The sequence below is a fragment of the Tsuneonella flava genome, assembly GCF_002870965.1.
Taxonomy (GTDB): Bacteria; Pseudomonadota; Alphaproteobacteria; order Sphingomonadales; family Sphingomonadaceae; genus Tsuneonella; species Tsuneonella flava.
Window position 1 is genome coordinate 350,161 of sequence record NZ_PHSO01000006.1, and the last position, 19,303, is coordinate 369,463.

Genomic DNA, 19,303 nt, shown 5'->3' on the forward strand with positions numbered 1-19,303 from the left:
TTTATAGCCGCGAAATCACCGCGTCACCAATTTCTCGCGTTCCCGCTTCGCCACCAAGGTCAAGCCCAAGCACTCCGTCTGCCAGCGCACCGCTCACCGCTGCTTCGATACGGTCTGCCTGTTCGGCCAGTCCAAGCGAATGGCGCAGCAGCATGGCAGCCGACAGAATCGTTGCCATCGGGTTGGCCTTGTCCTGTCCGGCAATATCCGGCGCGCTGCCGTGGATCGGTTCGTACAGGCCAAACGTGCCATACTTAGTCTGTCGCTCGCCCAGCGCCGCGCTGGCCAGCAGACCGATCGACCCGACACACATGCTCGCCTGATCCGACAAGATATCGCCAAACAGATTGCCAGTCACGACCACATCGAACTGGCCAGGATTCTTCACCAACTGCATCGCTGCGTTATCGACGTACATGTGATCGAGAGTGACATCGGGATATTCCTTAGCCACTTCGATCACCACATCGCGCCACAACTGGCTGGTTTCCAGCACATTGGCCTTGTCGACCGAACATAACCGCCCTTTGCGCCCCTGCGCCGCACGGAATGCTACGTGCGCGATGCGACGCACTTCGCTTTCGGTATAGCTCATCATGTCCCACCCACGGCGCTCGCCATCGGGCAAGGTTTCGATGGCTTTGTCACCGAAATAGACATCGCCGTTCAGTTCGCGCACGATTACAAGATCGATCTGGCGGGCAATCTCCGGCCGCAACGCGCTCATCCCTTCGAGCCCGTCGAACAGAGTGGCCGGACGAAGATTGGCGAACAAGGTAAGCTCGGAACGCAACCCCAGGATCGCTTGTTCCGGTCGCAAATGGCGCTCCAGATGATCGCAATCGAAATCACCGACCGCACCGAACAGGATCGCGTCCGCTCCACGTGCCAGTTCCAGCGTAGCGGGTGGTAACGGGTGACCATGGGCGCGATAGGCTGTCGCGCCGACATCGGCCCATTCCAGCGAAAATCCAGGCAAATCGAGCGCTTCCAGCACCCGCACTGCTTCCTGCGTGACTTCCTGTCCAATCCCGTCACCGGGAAGCACTGCAATTTTCATAACCTGATCCGTTCCAGCCGTTCGCCAAGCATGGCGCGGGCGGCCATAACATCGCCTCGACGGTCGGCAAGGAGGTAGCGCTCCAAAGGGGCGGCATGACGGGCAAAGATTTCCAGCAGCGCCTCAAGCTCGGCTTCCCCGCCCGGCTGATTGCCGCCATATCCCAGTTCCCGCAGAACCAGCGCCTCATAGGCCACAAGCGCCCGCAACCAGCCACGCGCCGAAGGGGCATGGCAAATCGCATCGAGCGTGGCGGACAGGGCGCTGAACAACGATGGATAGGGGTTACGCTCAGGAACTACCGTTGCTGTCAGCGCACAAACCCAGCCGATCGCAGCCGCCGCCAGCGGCTCACCGATCCATGGGCCACGGCTCTCTTTCAGTTCGAGTCTGGCGAAAGGTAACTGGCTATCGCCTCTGCCGCGAAGCTCCACGTCCACAATATTGCCGGGGATCAGCACTGGCCGCAATTGCCGCCCTCGACCACCAGCCACGTAGCCTGCGACAAGGCCGAAATCCTCAGTCAGCAAGCGAACAATAACCGCCGTTTCCCCGTGCGACCGGGCCGATACAAGAATGGCAGGCGCGCGAAGGTGCACAGGCGCCGGTCTATTCGCTGTTCGCAGGCATTGGCAACGCCGCCGCCACGTCCACTTTCGTTGCAGCGACCATCGCCGCCACACCATCTTTCGTCGGATGAACGTGATCGGACTGGATCAATTCCGGTTTATCGTAAACACTTTCCATGAAAAACGGCACCAGCTTCGCACCATACTCTTTCGCTAATGCCGGATAGATCGCGTCGAACTGACGCTGGAATTCCGGCCCGCCGTTCGGTGGCGCGCGCATTCCCATCAGCAGCACGGGAATTCCGCGCGCCTTCAATTTTTCAAGCATCGCGGCAAGGTTGGCCTTGGTCTGTTCGGGCGGCAAACCACGCAGCAGATCGTTGCCGCCCAGCTCAAGGATCACCAGATCGGGCGTCTGCGACTGACTGTCGAGCGTGAAGTCGAGGCGTTGCAAACCGGCAGCCGTCGTATCGCCCGACACACCCGCATTGGCGATCCGCGCATCGACCCCCTCTGATCGCAGAGCGGCCTGCAGCTGGCCGGGATAGCTTTGATCGGGACTGTCGAGCCCATACCCCGCAAACAGTGAATCCCCGAATGCAAGAATATGGCGTGCCGGGCCAGAGACCTCCGCAGCAGGAGCGGACGAGGTCGTTTCTCGCGACCCCGCCTCCGGCGCGGAAGCTTCCTGCCCACACCCGGACAATGCCAGCGCCACCGCCGCCCATATCGACCACTTACCAGTAACCATCGACCAGCCTCCTTGCTGCTGCCCCCGACCTATGCCATCGCAGCGATGTGACAAGCCCTGCCCCTGCAATTCATGCGCGAAACCTCACCCTCACACTCGGTAGCGGTTCCGCAGCGGTCGATATCCTGAAAGGGATCGACTTCGATGTCGCCGTTGGCGAAATCGTCGCGCTGCTTGGCCCATCGGGATCGGGTAAGTCGAGCCTGATGGCCGTGCTCACCGGTCTGGAACGCGCCAGCGGTGGTACGTTGGAAGTGGCTGGTGCGAATTTCGCGGCGATGGGCGAAGACGCTCTTGCCCGCGCCCGCCGGGGCCGCATCGGTATCGTTTTACAGGCATTTCATCTACTGCCGACAATGACTGCGCTGGAAAATGTCGCCACCCCGATGGAACTGGCAGGCATTCCGGATGCGCGCGACCGGGCAGAGGCGGAGTTGCAGGCGGTCGGCCTTGGCCATCGGATTTCGCATTACCCCACGCAATTGTCCGGCGGGGAACAGCAGCGTGTCGCCATTGCTCGCGCAATTGCCCCGCGCCCCGCGTTGATTTTCGCGGACGAACCGACAGGCAATCTCGATGCCGCAACCGGGGAAGCCATAACCGAGCTGCTTTTTGCGCGCCGTGCGGAAACCGGCGCTACGCTGCTGATTATCACCCACGATGTCGATCTGGCCGAACGGTGCCAACGCGTTGTCACTCTCGCCGATGGGCGGATCGCGAGCGATACCGGTGAGCGATAATCGTTGGGCAGCGGCATGGCGTATCGCAAGGCGCGATCTTTCAGGCCGGTTTCGCGGGCTGCGCCTGCTGCTGGTGTGCCTGTTCCTCGGCACAGGCGCATTGGCGGCAATCGGTACGCTTACGCATACGATTGAAAGCCAACTGGCCGAGCGTGGGCGTGAATTTCTGGGCGGCGATATACAGATCGCGCTGTGGCAACGCGCTCCTTCATCTACTGAGATGGCAACACTGGAACGCCTTGGCACAGTCTCCACCGGAATTCGGATGCAGGCGATGGCGAGAACCGACAGTTCAGCCGCGCCGATCGAGCTGAAGGCGGTCGATGTTCACTGGCCGCTCTATGGTACGGCAACACTGGCGAACGGGCGCGCAATTGGCGCACCTTCTGCTGGAAAGGCATGGGTCGCCCAGGGCGCTGCCGATCGGCTGAGCCTGAAGCCAGGCGACCGTTTCTCCGTCGGCACGCAAACACTGACAGTCGGCGGCATTCTGGGAGAAGAGCCTGACAAATTGGGCGAAGGATTCCAGCTTGGCCCGACAGTGATCGTGAATGCCGATCTGCCCGCACGCGCAGGCCTGACTGCGCCCGGTGCCATGTATCGCACCAAAACCAACATCGCGTTGCCTGCCGCCAGTTCGCCGCAACAGACCAGCGATGCGTTGAAAACACAATTCCCCGACGCCGGATTTGACATCAAGACCCGCGATAACGGAGCACCCGGCACCGATAGGTTTGTCGGACGGATGGGTGAATTTCTCACTCTGGTGGGGCTGGCTGCACTGGTAATTGCCGGGATCGGCATTGGCGGCGGGGTATCGAGCTACCTCGACGCACGCCGCCAATCGATTGCCACGCTGAAGATTTTGGGCGCGACCAGCGGGGATATCGCCCGTGTCTACGCACTGGAGATCGGGATCGCTGCACTTGTCGGCAGCGCAGCTGGGATCATTGCGGGAGTGGCGGTCACCCCTTTGCTGGCACACGCCTTGCAGGGTTTGCTGCCGGTCGGCACCGGTATCGCATTTGCCCCCGCCCCCTTGCTACTGGCGCTCGCCTATGGGCTACTGGTCGCGCTGGTCTTCGCCGCTCCACCTCTGATGCGGGCACGACATTTCCCAGCGATGGCGCTGATGCGCGCGCGAGTAGCCCCTCTGACGCGTGACAAGGCAATCTGGTTGCCAGTGAGCGGCGGATTGCTGGCGATTGCAGCTCTTGCAATGCTGACCGCTCGACAACCGTGGCTGACCGCTGGTTTCATCGGTGGTGCGGCGGCGGCACTGGCACTGCTCGCGATGTTGGGGTGGGCTATCCGCAAGGCAGCAACTCGCGTTCCCCGGCCGCGTAGCCCGATTGGTCGGGCTGCACTGGCCAACCTTCATCGCCCTGGTGCAGCGACCGGTACGTTGGTCACCGCACTTGGCTTCGGTCTCGCAGCATTTGTGCTACTCGCTTCTGTTCAAACAAGCATCGATGGGACAATCGCCAGCCGAGTACCCACGCAGGCCCCCGACTATTTCGTGCTCGACCTGCCACAAGCCAAAGCCGAGGCGTTTACGAAACTGGTGAAACGGGTCGCTCCGAACAGCGAAATCCGCACCGTTCCCGCGATGCGTGGAGCGATCCTCGCCTATGGTCCAAAAGACGCGCAAACCCGCGTGGCCAGTCTCGGTGACAATCTGCCGGAAGGGGCATGGGCCCTGAGGGGCGAACGCGGTCTGACATATGCCGACGAAGTGCCGCCTGGCAATACCGTCACCGACGGGACGTGGTGGGGCCGAATGTATCAGGGCCCGCCCGAGGTTTCAGTGGACGAAGATCTTGCGAAGGCCATCGGCCTGAAAGTTGGCGACTATCTCACGATCGGTGTGCTGGGTGTGGAGCGACAGGCGCGGGTTGCATCTCTCCGGCGGATCGACTGGCAATCGATGGGCTTCAACTATGTCCTCGTATTCAGCCCGAACACTTTGCGGGACGTGCCCCATAATCTGGCCGCGACAATTCGCTTGCCGGGCGAAGCAGACAAGCGCGCTCTGCTGGCGGAACTCGTACGCACATTCCCTTCCAGCAGCGTGATCGAAACAGGGCCCGTGCTGGCACAGGCCCGCACCTTACTCAGTCAAGTCGGCGTAGCCACGCTTGCGGCCGCGTCGGTTGCGGTGCTGGCAGGGCTGGCCGTATTGCTGGGCGCAATCGCGGCTGCTCGCGCGCAACGTACATACGACACAGTTATCATGCGCGTTTTGGGGGCCAGCAGACTGCAAGTTCTGGCGATGATTCTGGCCGAATATGCTGTACTTGCTGCGATCCTTGCGTTCGTCGCGCTTGGCTTGGGGCTGATTGTCGGCTGGCTGGTCGTGACCAAACTCTTCGAATTCGAATGGGTGCCAGATTGGACAGCGGTTTTCGGTGTCCTCGGTGCAGGATTGGCCCTTGTGGTCGCATTCGCCCTTGCCAGCGCACTCCCGCTTCTGAGAGCGAAACCAGCAAGGGCATTGCGAACTCTTTAAAGCGCCTCCGCCGTTGTTTCGGCTGCGCCTACAAGGCCAGCATGTATGACAGACAGGAAGACCGCGTATGCAAATGAAATCACGATAGACACGAGTACGGCAGCAAGAAAGCTGACTATCATCGCACCCCCTCCAGGAACCGTGGAAAGCCCGCCATATATAATTGCAGCATAAGACCCAATTATTGGCAGGACGGCCAAGCCATAAAGGACGACGACCAGTACCGCGAATGCGAGCGTTGCAAGAAAGATCGTCACCACATGATGCCGGGTCAGTTCCCAAGACCGTTTAAGAACCACCAGCGGATTGCGTACACGTTCGACAGCGACAATCGGAAACACCAGAGCCAGTCGACAAGCCAAATAGGTGCCAAGGATAAGCAAGGCAGCGCAACCGATAAGTATGGCGTGGATCTGTTTATCGGCTGGGAGCCATAACACCCCCTCTCCCGCGACTATCGCACCTATTATCAGCACAACGCCGATCATTATCGCGATCGCCAGCAATGCTGGCGCACCCCGAAGGCCGGCGCCGAAGGCCTCTCCAAAGCTATAATGGCGCACAGGCGACGCTACCCCTGACAGCCCCGCCATCCCGGCAAGTACAACAAGTAGATAGGCAATATACGTCAGGAGGATGGCCAGCCCCGCCCCTCCTCCCAGAATCGACGAAGGGGTTAAATAGGTGCTGGCGACACCCAAACCTCCTGTTATCGCTCCACCAATGGCGATAACTGCAATCCTCAACGCCATAAAAGCGGCCCATACACCGAAGAGCAGAAAAAACTTCCGACCAATGATTCGGACAGTTTCCATCAATATAGCTGATATATCTAATTTCATTAAACCAAACCCCATATCTAAAATTAATTAAATAATTTACATTACATTAATGATGGGGTATTTTACATATATTTAACTATATGATCGAATTACCTTTTTGAAACAAATTAATATTTATCTTCATGGATTTGCGTATCCTGTAGCATCGAAAATATCCGGCTTTTCGTGATATAGGTCTGACAGGATTGCCAAGAGGATCGCAGCCGCAACTCGGCTCTCTCAGCCCGCTCGCTAATTGCGAATGGCGAGAACCAGCCGCCTTCCCAATGCACGACTCAACTCTTGAAAGGGAACGTTTCACCTCAACCACTGTGCCTCGTCAACGAGATCGGGGCAAATGCGACACCATCATCTGGATCCAGGACGACGCAAAGCACTTAAGCAGCGCCTCCAAATGGGCGGATCAACGACCCACACCTTTCATTCAGTTTCCACGCAGGAGCGTCAGATAACGAAGAGCCTACTATCGCCAAACGAGAAGGGGCCCCGCAAGCGAGGCCCCTTCCAATTGCGAATTTACAGTAAGATCAGAATTTAAACCGGGCCGAAACACCATAAGTGCGCGGCTGATCGGTATAGCCTGAAATCGAACCTGCCTGAGCCACCGAGTCAAACACGCCGGTGATGTTGCGGTCATTGAGCAAATTACGCCCCCACACCGACAGTTCGAAACCATTGGCCATTGCATATGTGATCGATGCGTTAAGATTATTTGTCTCGTTGCGATATGGGCGCGCCGCTGCACGTGCGGGCTCATAATCCAACGTTCCATCGGGATTGCGGACTGCGAACGCCAGCAGACCCGGCTCAATCTGATACGGTGCCGAATAGGCGAAATCGGCATGCAGGATCAGATGATCGTCACCCACCGGCTGATCCCACGTCGCACCCCAGACAGCCGAGAGCTTTGGAATACCGGTAACCGTCTCGCCGGAAAGATCGCCGAAGGGCGAGTTCGTGAAATCGTCGTATTTCGGATCGAGATAAGTCATCGCCAGCGTCAGTGTGAGCTGATCGGTCGGACGGACATACCCATCGAATTCGACACCCCAGGTCGACTGTTTGCCTGCATTGGCAAAGACATAGCCGGTGCCGGTGAAGGTGTTGGTCTGGAAGTTGCTGATCGACTGTTTGAAGACAGTCAGGTTGGCCGCGGCCAGCCCCCAGTTACCCTTCAGCCCAACTTCATAGACTTCCGAATCTTCCGGCTGAGCGTAGCGCGAACCAGCACGCAAATTGGTGACCGCCAACCCTTGCTGAACCAGCGCGGCATACGCGGACGGTGACGGGCGACTATCGCGCGACAGGTTATAGCTGGCTGCCTTGTAGCCAGTCGACCACGATGCATAGGCATTCAGTGTCGGACTGAATTCATACGCCAGACGCGCAGTCCAGCTCCAGTCGCCATCGCTGAACCGGCCGTCTTCCACTGCATTGGGAAAGTTCTGGAATGGCGGCAGGAACTGCAGTGAGGTAAGGCTGAGCAGCGGATTGACCGCGGGATTGCTGGCATTAGCAGCCGCGTAAGCCTGAACCCCGGCCTGAACCTGCTGGTATCCGGCAGGATTGCCCCCTGCAAACGCCGCAATCTGCGTAGCATTTGCCGGCTGACCCAGCCCCAACAGAGTACCGATCTGCGTCGCCAGAGCCTGCTGATAGATCGCCGTCTGGCCGATGCTGGTCAGGTCGAGGCCAGAGAAAACGTCGGTGCTGGTTGTGTTCGAAGTCACTTTCTTGCTGTCACGGGTATAGTTCGCACCCAGCGTCAGCGTGAGGCCATCGGTCATTTCGAAGTCGACGTTGCCGAAGACCGACCACGCTTCATCCTTCTGCCGCATATTGTTGAACAGACCTTGCCCGGAAGCAAAGAACTGGCCGGTATAATCATTGCCAGTCAGCGCACTGAAGGTCGCTTCAAGCGTCGGAATCGAATAAGCTCCGCCGCTGGATGACTGGATCAGCAGGTTGGCATAGTCACGGAACGCATCGCCATACACGATCTGGTCGTGTGTCTCAGCCACTTCATTGAAGTAGTAGCCGCCAAGAAGGAAGTTGAGCGGACCGTCAAAGTCGCTCGCGATACGCAATTCCTGCGTGAACGTGTTGAGGTTTGCCTGACCGACATTGGCGCCAGACGCCAGCGGAGCGCTCGTGAAATCGACATCCTGATCGGCTTCGAGTTTAGTCTCACGATAAGCGGTAATGCTGGTCAGCGTCAGAGCGCCCATCGTGTAATCGGCTTGGCCTGAAATGCCCCAGTTGCGTACTTTGTTGCTGGGCACGACATCGGTGTACACTTCATCTGCACCGGGCACGCCGCGATAATCGTTGACCTGCCCGCCCACTGCATTGACTGCTGCAGTCGCTGCCGAAGGGCGCAAATTAAACACCGCGCAACATTTTTCGTCGATTTCGTCGTAGTCGCCAATTACCCGGAATTTGAAATCGCTGGACGGTTCGAACAGCACCTGACCACGTGCGAACCAACGGTTGCGATTGCCGATATCGTCGCCGTTATAAAGGTTAGTCACATACCCATCGCGACTGTGATAACCGCCGGAAATCGACGCAGCTATCGTGTCGCTTATCGGCCCGGTCAGGTAACCCTTTGCAACGATGTCGTTGAAATTGCCGTAGCTTGCTTCGACGCTGCCGTGCGGTGTGAAGGACGGGCTCTTGGTAATGATCGAGATCACACCTGCGCTGGCGTTCTTGCCGAACAGTGTGGACTGCGGGCCGCGTAGCACTTCGACGCGTTCGATATCGGGCAGGTCACTGATCTGCGACATCGAACGACTGCGATAAACGCCGTCGACAAACACCGCCACCGACGGCTCCAGGCCGATATTATTGCCACTGGTGCCGAAACCACGCACCGAATAGGTCGTGGCAAAGGCATTTTGGCTCTGCGTCACTTTTAGCGAAGGAACCACGCTGGAGAGATCCGAAACATCGCGGATCTGCGCGCGCTCAATCGTTTCGGCGGTTGTTACCGACACGGCCACCGGCACATCCTGCAGAGTCTGCGCGCGCTTGGTCGCGGTTACGATAATGGTATTACCCATCGCAGCGTTCGAACTGTCCGCCTGCTCCCTTTCCTGTGTGGGGGCATCGACGTCTTCAGCAGCATCTTGCGCGACAGCAACAGTCGGGAAAGCCGCAACGGCAACGCCGGCGAGCAGAGCAAAACGGGTACGATCCGAAAGGCGCAAACGGAAACTGTTCATGAAATGCAGGTATCCTCTGTTCCAGTTTTGGCAGGGATACATGCGCGCCAATCAGCGACACAGGTTCCCACACTTGTTTAACCACTCAAATTTATCATTTGCCTTCAGTTACACAAGAGGTGGTTTCAACCGTTATCGAATTCGAATAGCTATGTTGCCGGTGCGACACAGCCAAGCAACAATGTTGCAACGCAGCAATCACTTGCCGCTGGCTCCATCGTCCGCTAGGGGGCGCGGCACAAACGTGCCGCAAGCCTTGCCGCGTTATCTGACAATTCGGAATTCACTCATGACCTCGCTCCGCAACGTGGCCATTATTGCTCACGTCGATCACGGCAAGACCACGCTTGTCGACCAGCTATTCCGCCAATCCGGCACCTTCCGCGACAATCAGCGCGTCGACGAACGCGCGATGGACTCGGGCGATCTGGAAAAAGAACGTGGGATTACCATCCTTGCCAAGCCGACCTCCATCGAATGGAACGGCACACGCATCAACATTATCGACACCCCGGGACACGCCGATTTCGGCGCCGAAGTCGAACGCATCCTCAGCATGGTCGATGGCGTTATCCTGCTGGTGGACAGTGCCGAAGGTGCAATGCCGCAAACCAAGTTTGTGACCGGCAAGGCACTGGGCCTGGGCTTGCGCCCTATCGTGGTGGTCAACAAGATCGACCGCCCCGATGGCCGCCCGCAGGAAGTGCTGGACGAAGTATTCGACCTGTTCGTCAATCTCGATGCCAACGATGAACAGCTCGACTTCCCCGTGCTCTACGCATCGGGCCGTGAAGGCTATGCCAGCGAAGATCAGGAAGCGCGCAGCGGCGATCTGACGCCGCTGTTCCAGCGGATCGTCGATCATGTCCCGTCACCCAATCTGGACGAAGACGCGCCTTTCAGCTTCCTTGCCACTCTGCTCGACCGCGACAGCTTCATGGGGCGTGTGCTGACCGGGCGGGTTCAGTCGGGCAAACTGAAGATCAACGATCCGATCCGTGCACTCGACGCCGATGGCAATGTGATCGAAGTCGGGCGTGCTACCAAGCTGATGAGCTTCCGCGGGCTGGAACGCGTGCCAGTGGAAGATGCCAAGGCAGGCGACATTATCGCACTGGCCGGCCTGGAAAAGGCCACCGTTTCCAATACCATCGCCGATCCGGAAGTGAGCGATCCGATTGCCGCACAGCCGATCGATCCGCCGACACTGTCGATGCGTTTTGCCGTCAACGACAGCCCGCTGGCCGGGCGCGAAGGCGACAAGGTGACGAGCCGTATGATCCGCGACCGCCTGATGCGCGAAGCGGAAACCAACGTCGCGATTCGTGTGACGGAAAGCCACGACAAGGATAGTTACGAAGTGGCCGGGCGCGGCGAACTTCAGCTCGGCGTGCTGATCGAAACGATGCGCCGCGAAGGCTTTGAGCTGGGCATCAGCCGTCCGCGTGTGCTGTTTCGGGAAGAAAACGGCCAGCGTATGGAGCCATACGAGCAAGTCGTGATCGACGTGGACGACGAACACTCCGGCACCGTTGTCGAGAAGATGCAGCGTCGTAAGGCTGAGCTGACCGAAATGCGCCCTAGCGGCGGTGGCAAGACCCGCATCACGTTCTCGGCCCCCAGCCGCGGCCTGATCGGCTATCATGGCGAATTCCTGTCCGACACGCGCGGCACCGGAATCATGAACCGCCTGTTCGAGAAGTACGGCCCGCATAAAGGCCCGATCGAAGGAAGGCCCAACGGCGTACTCATCTCCAACGCCACCGGCGATGCAGTGGGCTACGCACTCAATGCACTGGAAGAACGCGGCATCCTGTTCCTCGGCCCGCAGGCCAAGGTTTATGAAGGGATGATTATCGGGGAAAACGCCAAGCCCGAAGATCTGGAAGTCAATCCGCTGAAATCAAAGCAGCTGACCAACTTCCGTTCGACTGGTAAGGACGATGCGATCCGCCTTACTCCGCCGACTGTGATGACTCTCGAACAGTCGATCGCCTACATCGATGACGACGAAATGGTTGAAGTGACGCCCAAGTCGATCCGGCTGCGTAAGGCCATTCTCGATCCGCACGAGCGCAAAAAGGCCAAGCGCAAGGGCGACTGATTTGTCCTGAGCCTAACCTTTAAAGGGTGTGAAGGCGTAGAGCGCCACGCCCTGAGAACAGACACAAAAACGGGGAGGGGCATAACGTCCCTCCCCGTTTCTGCTTCAACTGCCACTTCATCGAAAAACCGACGAAGTAGTTTAAATATTACCGCCCCAAAGCCTCCAGAATATCGGCCCACGATACCAGCTTGAAATTCTGTGCAGCAGGCGCGTTCTGGCCATCCTGCGCCACGAACAGACCCTGCGGATAACCCGGCCCGAAGCTGCCGCTGACCAGATCGATGCCATCGGTTTCCTCGACCGCGCCAAACTTGCCTGCAGCGATGCGGAACCGCCCAACGGGCTTACCATCGTCCAACTGGTACACAGCATAGGCGCTGTCCCCCTGGCTCGATGCAACAAGATAACCGCCGCTTTCGCCTTCGGGCATGATCGCGAGGCCTTCAACATCGGCCACCAGCATCTTGTTATCGACCGGCGCGAACATCGTGCCTTCGGTCGATCCGGCTGCAAAGCGCCAGATGCCGACGTCCTCTTCCCCGACATAGAGCGTGCCATCGCGCGGATCGACCACGCACCCTTCGATCTGTGTCGCCAGCTTCATCGTCCGCAAGGGAATGCTCACGGCTGTCCCTTGCGACACATCCAGCCGAAATTCGCGAACGGTCCCGTCCTTCAAAGCCGAATAGGCAAGAATATCATCGCCGCGCATGGCCATGCAGAAGCCATAGGCTTCTCCCTTCCCTGCATCGGCTTCGCCCAGCAACTCCAGCTTACGCGCAGCGGTGTTGAGCCGATAGACCCGCATCCGCGCATTGAGCGGATCGTTGCGATCGCTGGCGGCAACGATCACACCATGAAGATCGGACGAAACGAGATCGACGTTGTTGAGCTTGCCGCCCGGATCGAAATCGACGCCCTTCCCGTTCATGTCGTAAAGGTGCAAACCGGCTTTCTTGTCAGTGCCGACAATCAGGCTATCAGCCGGATTTTCCGGATTGCGCCAGATCGCGGGATCATCCGCAGCATCGGTTCCGGCTGCTGTTTCAACAGGGGCGGTTTCACCTGCAGCGACAACCGTCACCGCCGGATCGCCAGTGACTGGCACTGTGGCGCAAGCGGCGGCCATAGCGACCGACGCAAGCGCTGTGTAACGAAACAGTGAGTGCATCAGAACGTCACCCGTGCACCGAACTTCACTGTCGGGCCATATTCCTCGTACTGCAGCAGGCGCTGACGACTTTCGAGGTTCTGGTAAGCGAAGTACTTGGCGTTGTTCACGTTCACCCAATCAGCAAACAGGCGGATATTGTCGGTCACCTTGTACTTCAGTGAAATATCGACCTGGAAATGGTTGTCCACCCAGCGATCTTTCGATGCCTCGCTTCCCACTTCGTCGAGATACTTGCTGCGATAGGTGCCGGCAACGCGCAGATCGATCGGCCCCTTGTCGAACCCAAGCACCGCGTTGAACGTATGGCGCGAGTTGGACGGCAACTGAATCGCCCGCCCATCGTCGAGTTTCCCGCGCGAATAAGTGTAAGTGTAGTTGAGCTGAGTCAGCAGCCCATCCAGCGGCGCGGGCAGCATGGTGTAGGCTTGGCTGTAGCTGGCTTCAAATCCGGCCACTTCAGCATTGCCGCCGTTACGGTAGGTGGAAACCTCTTTGTAGGTCACACCATTGACCGCGTAATCGTCGTACCGCGTCTCAACGATATAATTGCTGATCGATTTGTAGAATGCGGAGAACGACAGCCCTGCATTCTCCCCGAAATAATAGTCGAGGCCGAAATCGCCGTTCCATGCGCGATATGGCAGGAGATCGGGATTACCGACTTCGGCTTCGTTGTCTTCGTTGACATTGAAGCGGGGGGCGAGCGCCGACAGCTTGGGCCGCACCAGGCTCTTGTACACCGCCGCGCGGGCGATCAGGTTGGGGTCGGTGTTGAAGCGCATCGTCAGGCTCGGCAGCCAGTCGGTATAGCTGCGCTTGAACGTCACAGGCGTTACCGGTGGCAGATCGTAGTTATCTTCATCGTCGATTACGGTCTGCCCGTTCAACGTATTCTTGGTGTGCTCCATACGGACACCACCGATCAGTCGCAGCGTATCGCTATCCCACCGGCCCAAGGCGTATCCGGCATAGATGTCTTCTTTGACACTGTAATCGTCCACCGCCGAATCCAGCGCCGATTTGTAAGCGTCGATCTTCAGATCGCCTTCGTTAGCGCGAAACCAGTCTGCGGTGCCTTCTTTCGATGCAACCGGCCCCATATCGATCAGGCGATAGGTCTGGTCGCCCAATGCATCGGCCAGCGTGTAGTCCTTCGACTTTTTGTAGCGCAGCATTTCAAAGTTGTAGCTCTTGTCGCGCAGGCGCGCCTTACCACCGGCCTGCACGGTGAAGTCACCGGCAGCTCCGGCAAAGGTGCGCGCCACATCGCCCTTGAATGCCCATTCTTCGTCCACGCTGTCCGACAAGGTGGTCAGTTCCACCCGGTTGAGCGTGTATCTGGTGGGATCGTTGACGTCTTCCGCGCCGCTGGTGACCGAGTAAATCGGATAGTAACGCCCGGAATTATCGACAGCAATCGCCACGCCATCGTCGAAGTCAGCAGCGAAGCGCACTGGATCGAGCGACCAGTCTTCACGTTCGGTCGAACGGGCATAGCTGGCCGACCAATTGAGCTTCCATTCGCCGGTGTCGGTATCGCTACCAACCACAACCGACTGGATACGCTGGCGCTCGAAGCGATCTTTCATGTCGCGTTCGACGGTAATGTCGTTGTCTGCACCATCGAAGGTGACGGTATCGCCACTGACCGCGGACGGGCCATCGTCTTCGAATTCGCCAAAATCGAAGGTCGTGCGGCGGCGGTATTCGTGATCGTCGAACTGCGACCAGCTACCGCGCACATAAGCGGTGGTGGTGTCCGAAGCGCGCCAGTCGAACGACAGGCTGCCGCTAATGCGGGTGCGCTCCACATCGTAATCGCGCAGTTCAAGCACCGGCGAATAAGCAGTGCCATCGGGCGCGGTTTCCCACGGATCGGATTCGACATTATCGGTTTCGAATTCGCGCTTGTAATAGCTGATACCGCCCGCAACACCGAAATTGTCGCCCAGACGGGTCGAGAAATCGACGCTGCCTTTAGGCGTCAGTTCGCCCGAATAATCGTTGTAGCTGCCTTCGGCCCGAACGGCGTAGTAGTTCTTCTTGCGGTCGAAAGCGCTGGTGGTGTTGATTTCGATCGATGCGCCGATGGTATCGGCATCCATATCCGGAGTCAGCGATTTCTTGACCGTGATCGATTCGATAATGTCGCTTGAAATTACATCGAGCGCGACCTGCCGCACATCGCTTTCCGGCGAAGGCAGACGCACCCCGTTGAGCGAGGTTGCGTTGAGATTGGGATCAAGCCCACGCACCGAAACAAAGCGCCCTTCGCCCTGATCGTCGAGGATGTTGATCCCCGGCAGACGGCGCAGCGATTCTGCAGCGTTCTGATCAGGGAATTGGCCAATGGCGTCACGGGTCAAAACACTGACAACACCGTCAGCGGCACGCTGGCGCGACAGGGCGCTGGCCTGATTGGCATATTGGCCAATCACAATGATCTTGTCGCTTTCCCCGCCAATCGTGAAATTGGCTTCCACGCGACCTTCAGCGGGAACAGTCACGGTTTGCGAAACCGGCGCAGCGCCAACATAGCTGGCGGTAACGGTATAAGTGCCGGCAGGCACATCGCCGAAGATATAGCTGCCGTCGGATTGCGCCGTAGTGGTGCGGTTCAGTTCGACGATGCTGACCTGCGCCGCTTGCAGTGCAACGGTTTCGCTCGAGTCGACAACAAACCCTTGCAGCTCACCAGCGAGCGCAGGAGTGGCAACACACAGCGCAAGCGCGCTGACGCTCAGCCCCAAGGGCTGACGAAATTTCACGAACATACAAGAACCTCCCTGTTCGGGGGAGGCCCCTATGGATGACCGATTACCGGTTCACGACAGTTTGAGGACGGAAAAATGACAATATGAAACGTCTGTGAAAACGAAACTGCAGACAACTGAAATGGCGATGAAATCCCTGAAACCCAAATTTGCTCGCTTGACCGTACCCAAGCGAAGGATCACTGCACTTCGCATGACCGATGTCGCAGACCAGAGAACCACCAACATAGCAAACCGCGCGTGGACCAACGAAGCGATCCGCATTATCGAAGCGGACTATAATCGCTCTGCCGACACGCATCTGGTTCCGGTGTCGTTGCCCGCTCTGCCCGGTATCCATCTCTATCTGAAAGATGAAGCAAGCCACCCGACAGGCAGCCTCAAACACCGGCTTGCCAGATCGCTGTTCTTATATGCCTTGTGCGACGGGCGGATCGGGCCAGCCACACCTATCGTCGAAGCATCGAGTGGTTCGACAGCAGTGTCGGAAGCGTATTTTGCGCGCATGCTGGGCCTGCCGTTTATTGCGGTGGTCCCGCGCAGCACCGCCCATGCCAAAATCGCCGCCATCGAATTTTACGGAGGGAAAGCGCACTTCGTGGACGATCCCGGTACTGTTTATGCTGTGGCACAACAGCTCGCCGATGAAAGCGACGGGGTCTATCTCGATCAGTTCACATATGCCGAACGGGCCACCGACTGGCGCGGCAACAATAATATCGGCGAAACGATCTTCGAACAAATGGCCCTCGAACCCCATCCGATCCCGTCGTGGATCGTATGCGGCGCCGGGACTGGCGGCACGTCTGCTACGATAGGGCGCTTTATCCGTTATCGCCGCCATGCGACCCGGCTGATGGTGGCAGACCCTGCCGGTTCGGTGTTCCATCGGCATTGGGCAGACCGGTCGGTGACTACGCTCGATTCGTGCTGTTCCTGCATAGAGGGAATCGGTCGTCCGCGGGTGGAGCCAAGCTTCCTGCCAGCAGTGGTCGATGCCATGATGCCGGTTGAAGATGCACAAAGTGTGGCTGCCGCACGATTGCTGTCAGCACAATTGGGCCGCAAGGTCGGTGGATCGACCGGCACCAATCTGTGGGCAGTCGCAACCCTTGCAAGCCAGATGGTACAGGCAGGTGAAACCGGTAGTATTGTCACAATCTTATGCGACGACGGCGAACGCTATGCCGATACTTATTTCGACGACAATTGGGTGCGAGATCGAAAGCTGGATTTGAACGGTCCGACGCAGGAATTAACCGCCACGTTAGGCTGGTAAGGCTTTATTCATTTCGGCCCTGGGTGGCCAGCGGCGGTTTCGTTTGTTACCTGCCTGCGCCATGCAGACAGGAATAATCATCTCGCTCACCCTTTATTTCCTTCTGATGCTGGGCATCGGATTGTATGCTTGGCGCAAGTCGACCGACAGTTCGGAAGGATATCTGCTCGCCGGGCGCAACCTTCACCCTGCGGTCGCAGCACTCTCTGCCGGGGCCAGCGATATGTCGGGCTGGCTTCTGCTCGGCCTGCCAGGTGCGCTGTATGCATCGGGCCTTGTTTCGGCGTGGATCGGTATCGGGCTGTTCGTCGGCGCGTTCATTAACTGGATTGTTGTCGCCCCCCGCCTCAGACAACAGACGGAGGAACTGGGCAACGCGCTGACTATTCCCGAATTCCTCGCCAATCGGTTTCCCGACAAAGCGATTGCGCTGCGCGTAACGAGCGCGATCATCGTTGTATTGTTCTTCACCGTATATACCGCCGCCGGGCTGGTGGGCGGTGGCAAACTGTTCGAAACCGCATTCGGCGGCGCGATCCATATTGGCGGAGTCAGCGACTACACCGCAGGCCTGTGGATCACTGCCGGTGTCGTGCTGGTCTATACCATGATCGGTGGTTTCCTCGCTGTCAGCCTGACAGACTTCGTTCAGGGGATCATCATGCTGCTGGCGCTGGTCGTTATGCCGCTGGTCGTCATATTCGGGCCGGGAGGTGCCAATGGCGCGAGTATTGCCGCCATCCCGCAGGAAGGGTTCCTCAGCCTGACGCACGGCTTGACGATGATTGGCTGGCTTTCCGCGGTAACGTGGGGGCTGGGTTACTTCGGCCAGCCCCATATCATCGTGCGGTTCATGGCGGTGCGTTCGGTTCGCGAGGTTGCCACAGCGCGCACGTATGGCATGAGCTGGATGTTCGTCTGCCTGATCGGTGCTCTGGGCGTCGGCATCGCAGGGCGCGCCTATATTGCGCGCAACGGATTGGTTCTGGACGACCCCGAAACGATTTTCGTGGTTCTGGCCAACCTGCTGTTCCATCCGCTGGTAACAGGGTTCCTCTACGCTGCACTGCTTGCTGCGATCATGAGCACGATCAGTTCGCAGTTGCTGGTATCGTCCAGCTCGCTGGTAGAGGATTTTTATCGCCTGTTCCTGCGAAAGAACGCCAGCGAGCATGAATCGGTCAATGTCGGCCGAGTGTGCGTGGCGCTGGTCGCAGTTGCAGCGATCATGATAGCCGGCAATCCCGACAGCGAAGTTCTGGGGCTCGTCGCCCACGCCTGGGCAGGATTCGGTGCAGCCTTTGGCCCCCTTATCATCCTGTCACTCACCTGGAAGGGCATGACGGGGAAAGGGGCGGTCGCGGGACTGACAACCGGTGCCCTGGTGGTGGTTCTCTGGATTGCTCTGGGTTGGGACGCGCAGTTTATGGGCGGCGACGGCGTCTATGAAATCATTCCGGGCTTTGTGTTGTCGTGGCTGGCTATCTGGCTGGTGAGTAACGCGACCCGCAAGCCCGCAAATGAAAGTCCGCACACGAATGCAGCCATACAGTAACCGCTTCAGTCCCGGTTCAAGATGAACCTGCCAGCGATCATACCATGCGCTTGCCGGCTCTCGTTGCAGTCATTGTAATCGGCCTTACCGGCTGCGGCCGGTTGGTGCCCGACGGGCGCAGTCAGAGCCAGAAGCCGCCGCCGGTTCGTTCCGGCACTGTGGTGTCTCCAAACGCAGACACCCGCCAGTGCCTTGCTCGGCTTGGCGCACAAGGGTCGCAATTCGATCCAGTGCCTGACGCATATTATGGCGGCGGGTGCTCGACGCTCGGAACGATCAATCTCACCTCGCTGCAGGGTGACGAATCGCGCTTCAGCGTGTCCAATCTTCGCAAAGTATCCTGCCCGCTCGCGGAAGCGTTCGCCCGCTGGGCCCGTTACGGCGTGGATCGTGCCGCGCGGCAGGAATTCGGCAGCCCGCTGGCCCGGATCGAAACGTATGGCAGCTATTCCTGCCGCAACATCGCCGGGAGCAGGAAACGATCCGCGCACGCTCAGGCACAGGCCATCGACATCGCGGCATTCGTTTTGGCCGATGGACAGCGGATCACATTGCTCGATGGATGGAACGGCACCCCCCGCGAGCGGGCATTTCTGCGAGTGGCCTTCAAAAGTGCTTGCAAGCGTTTCGGCACAGTCCTTGGCCCGGATTATAACGCCGCCCACGCCAACCATTTCCATGTGGAGCTGGGCGGCGGCGGGTTTTGCCGCTGAAAT

Annotated in this window: 13 protein-coding genes; 6 read left to right on the forward strand and 7 right to left on the reverse strand. The window is 58.6% G+C overall.

Annotated features, from left to right (window positions below; all coding sequences use genetic code 11):
* Position 1: 1 nt before the first annotated feature.
* The 3 genes from leuB to CV013_RS11505 are packed head-to-tail and all read right to left on the reverse strand — an operon-like array spanning position 2 to position 2,380.
* Positions 2 to 1,060: a 3-isopropylmalate dehydrogenase gene (gene leuB / locus CV013_RS11495; RefSeq protein ID WP_102155764.1), complete on the reverse strand. Its 1,059-nt coding sequence runs from the start codon at positions 1,058 to 1,060 to the stop codon at positions 2 to 4.
* The gene (recO, locus tag CV013_RS11500; RefSeq protein WP_102155766.1) at positions 1,057 to 1,659 is read right to left on the reverse strand and encodes a DNA repair protein RecO; all 603 of its coding nucleotides are present in this window, start codon (positions 1,657 to 1,659) and stop codon (positions 1,057 to 1,059) included. The genes leuB and recO overlap by 4 nt, the downstream gene beginning before the upstream one ends.
* Positions 1,660 to 1,669: 10 nt before the next feature.
* Positions 1,670 to 2,380 (reverse strand): arylesterase, encoded by a 711-nt coding sequence (locus CV013_RS11505; protein ID WP_102155768.1) that lies wholly within the window; start codon positions 2,378 to 2,380, stop codon positions 1,670 to 1,672.
* A 47-nt stretch (positions 2,381 to 2,427) separates the two neighbouring features.
* Between CV013_RS11505 and CV013_RS11510 the strand changes: the two genes are divergently transcribed.
* Together CV013_RS11510 and CV013_RS11515 are read left to right on the forward strand one after the other, a co-directional pair.
* Positions 2,428 to 3,120: an ABC transporter ATP-binding protein gene (locus CV013_RS11510; RefSeq protein ID WP_102155770.1), complete on the forward strand. Its 693-nt coding sequence runs from the start codon at positions 2,428 to 2,430 to the stop codon at positions 3,118 to 3,120.
* Positions 3,086 to 5,629 (forward strand): ABC transporter permease, encoded by a 2,544-nt coding sequence (locus CV013_RS11515; protein WP_102155772.1) that lies wholly within the window; start codon positions 3,086 to 3,088, stop codon positions 5,627 to 5,629. The genes CV013_RS11510 and CV013_RS11515 overlap by 35 nt, the downstream gene beginning before the upstream one ends.
* Here the strand turns inward: CV013_RS11515 and CV013_RS11520 are convergent.
* Entirely contained in the window at positions 5,626 to 6,471 is an 846-nt protein-coding gene (locus CV013_RS11520) for a glycerophosphoryl diester phosphodiesterase membrane domain-containing protein (protein ID WP_157935768.1), read from the reverse strand. The two genes, CV013_RS11515 and CV013_RS11520, sit on opposite strands and share 4 nt — an antisense overlap.
* A gap of 527 nt (positions 6,472 to 6,998) precedes the next feature.
* Complete coding sequence (locus CV013_RS11525; RefSeq protein ID WP_102155776.1) at positions 6,999 to 9,698, reverse strand: TonB-dependent receptor; 2,700 nt, start codon at positions 9,696 to 9,698, stop codon at positions 6,999 to 7,001.
* Positions 9,699 to 9,987: 289 nt separating this feature from the next.
* Here CV013_RS11525 and typA point away from each other — a divergent pair, with 289 nt between their 5' ends.
* On the forward strand, positions 9,988 to 11,802 hold the full coding sequence (gene typA / locus CV013_RS11530; protein WP_102155778.1) for a translational GTPase TypA: 1,815 nt from the start codon (positions 9,988 to 9,990) through the stop codon (positions 11,800 to 11,802).
* A gap of 148 nt (positions 11,803 to 11,950) precedes the next feature.
* Here typA and CV013_RS11535 read toward each other — a convergent pair whose 3' ends face one another.
* The gene (locus tag CV013_RS11535; RefSeq protein ID WP_102155779.1) at positions 11,951 to 12,976 is read right to left on the reverse strand and encodes a phytase; all 1,026 of its coding nucleotides are present in this window, start codon (positions 12,974 to 12,976) and stop codon (positions 11,951 to 11,953) included.
* Positions 12,976 to 15,753 (reverse strand): TonB-dependent receptor, encoded by a 2,778-nt coding sequence (locus CV013_RS11540; RefSeq protein ID WP_102155781.1) that lies wholly within the window; start codon positions 15,751 to 15,753, stop codon positions 12,976 to 12,978. Before CV013_RS11540 ends, CV013_RS11535 begins: the two co-directional genes overlap by 1 nt.
* 193 nt (positions 15,754 to 15,946) lie before the next feature.
* On the opposite strand from CV013_RS11540, the gene CV013_RS11545 reads away from it, so the two are divergent.
* From CV013_RS11545 to CV013_RS11555, 3 genes are all read left to right on the forward strand, one after another.
* A complete protein-coding gene (locus tag CV013_RS11545) occupies positions 15,947 to 17,032 on the forward strand; it encodes a PLP-dependent cysteine synthase family protein (RefSeq protein WP_102155970.1) in 1,086 nt (361 codons plus the stop codon).
* Between the two features lie 61 nt (positions 17,033 to 17,093).
* Positions 17,094 to 18,587: a sodium/proline symporter PutP gene (gene putP, locus CV013_RS11550; protein ID WP_102155783.1), complete on the forward strand. Its 1,494-nt coding sequence runs from the start codon at positions 17,094 to 17,096 to the stop codon at positions 18,585 to 18,587.
* A gap of 44 nt (positions 18,588 to 18,631) precedes the next feature.
* Entirely contained in the window at positions 18,632 to 19,300 is a 669-nt protein-coding gene (locus CV013_RS11555) for an extensin-like domain-containing protein (RefSeq protein ID WP_102155785.1), read from the forward strand.
* The last annotated feature ends 3 nt before the right edge of the window (positions 19,301 to 19,303 follow it).

What these genes read in the sequence shown, in the direction of transcription:
- leuB (WP_102155764.1), bottom strand. Translation starts at nt 1,060, where the DNA reads ATGAAAATTGCAGTGCTTCCCGGTGACGGGATTGGACAGGAAGTCACG.
- CV013_RS11505 (WP_102155768.1), bottom strand. Translation starts at nt 2,380, where the DNA reads ATGGTTACTGGTAAGTGGTCGATATGGGCGGCGGTGGCGCTGGCATTG.
- CV013_RS11515 (WP_102155772.1), top strand. Translation starts at nt 3,086, where the DNA reads ATGGGCGGATCGCGAGCGATACCGGTGAGCGATAATCGTTGGGCAGCG.
- CV013_RS11520 (WP_157935768.1), bottom strand. Translation starts at nt 6,471, where the DNA reads ATGAAATTAGATATATCAGCTATATTGATGGAAACTGTCCGAATCATT.
- CV013_RS11525 (WP_102155776.1), bottom strand. Translation starts at nt 9,698, where the DNA reads ATGAACAGTTTCCGTTTGCGCCTTTCGGATCGTACCCGTTTTGCTCTG.
- typA (WP_102155778.1), top strand. Translation starts at nt 9,988, where the DNA reads ATGACCTCGCTCCGCAACGTGGCCATTATTGCTCACGTCGATCACGGC.
- CV013_RS11535 (WP_102155779.1), bottom strand. Translation starts at nt 12,976, where the DNA reads ATGCACTCACTGTTTCGTTACACAGCGCTTGCGTCGGTCGCTATGGCC.
- CV013_RS11540 (WP_102155781.1), bottom strand. Translation starts at nt 15,753, where the DNA reads ATGTTCGTGAAATTTCGTCAGCCCTTGGGGCTGAGCGTCAGCGCGCTT.
- CV013_RS11545 (WP_102155970.1), top strand. Translation starts at nt 15,947, where the DNA reads ATGACCGATGTCGCAGACCAGAGAACCACCAACATAGCAAACCGCGCG.
- putP (WP_102155783.1), top strand. Translation starts at nt 17,094, where the DNA reads ATGCAGACAGGAATAATCATCTCGCTCACCCTTTATTTCCTTCTGATG.
- CV013_RS11555 (WP_102155785.1), top strand. Translation starts at nt 18,632, where the DNA reads ATGCGCTTGCCGGCTCTCGTTGCAGTCATTGTAATCGGCCTTACCGGC.